At 56.0% G+C, this 1,197-nt stretch carries 1 rRNA gene; it reads right to left on the bottom strand.

What is annotated here, in order from left to right:
* Positions 1-23: 23 nt before the first annotated feature.
* Positions 24-1,197: ribosomal RNA gene (locus tag M4J07_RS47685) — 23S ribosomal RNA — on the bottom strand; the annotation flags it as partial.

Raw genomic sequence — 1,197 nt, forward strand, 5'->3', positions numbered from 1 at the left:
CAACACAGTGGACGCGAGCAACTGAGGACAAGCCCTCGGCCTATTAGTACCAGTCACCTCCACACCTTACGGTGCTTCCAGATCTGGCCTATCAACCCAGTCGTCTACTGGGAGCCTTAACCCCTCAAAGGGGGTGGGAATACTCATCTCGAAGCAGGCTTCCCGCTTAGATGCTTTCAGCGGTTATCCTTTCCGAACGTAGCCAACCAGCCATGCCCTTGGCAGGACAACTGGCACACCAGAGGTTCGTCCGTCCCGGTCCTCTCGTACTAGGGACAGCCCTTCTCAATATTCCTACGCGCACAGAGGATAGGGACCGAACTGTCTCACGACGTTCTAAACCCAGCTCGCGTACCGCTTTAATGGGCGAACAGCCCAACCCTTGGGACCGACTCCAGCCCCAGGATGCGACGAGCCGACATCGAGGTGCCAAACCATCCCGTCGATATGGACTCTTGGGGAAGATCAGCCTGTTATCCCCGGGGTACCTTTTATCCGTTGAGCGACGGCGCTTCCACAAGCCACCGCCGGATCACTAGTCCCGACTTTCGTCCCTGCTCGACCCGTCGGTCTCACAGTCAAGCTCCCTTGTGCACTTACACTCAACACCTGATTACCAACCAGGCTGAGGGAACCTTTGGGCGCCTCCGTTACTCTTTGGGAGGCAACCGCCCCAGTTAAACTACCCATCAGACACTGTCCCTGATCCGGATCACGGACCGAGGTTAGACATCCAGCACGACCAGAGTGGTATTTCAACGACGACTCCCCAACCACTGGCGTGGCTGGTTCAAAGTCTCCCACCTATCCTACACAAGCCGAACCGAACACCAATATCAAACTGTAGTAAAGGTCCCGGGGTCTTTCCGTCCTTCTGCGCGAAACGAGCATCTTTACTCGTAGTGCAATTTCACCGGGCCTATGGTTGAGACAGTCGAGAAGTCGTTACGCCATTCGTGCAGGTCGGAACTTACCCGACAAGGAATTTCGCTACCTTAGGATGGTTATAGTTACCACCGCCGTTTACTGGCGCTTAAGTTCTCAGCTTCGCACGCCCGAAAGCGCACTAACCGGTCCCCTTAACGTTCCAGCACCGGGCAGGCGTCAGTCCGTATACATCGCCTTACGGCTTCGCACGGACCTGTGTTTTTAGTAAACAGTCGCTTCTCGCTGGTCTCTGCGGCCACCCCCAGCTCA

It is taken from the genome of Streptomyces longispororuber (genome assembly GCF_024448165.1).
Lineage (GTDB): Bacteria > Actinomycetota > Actinomycetes > Streptomycetales > Streptomycetaceae > Streptomyces > Streptomyces longispororuber_A.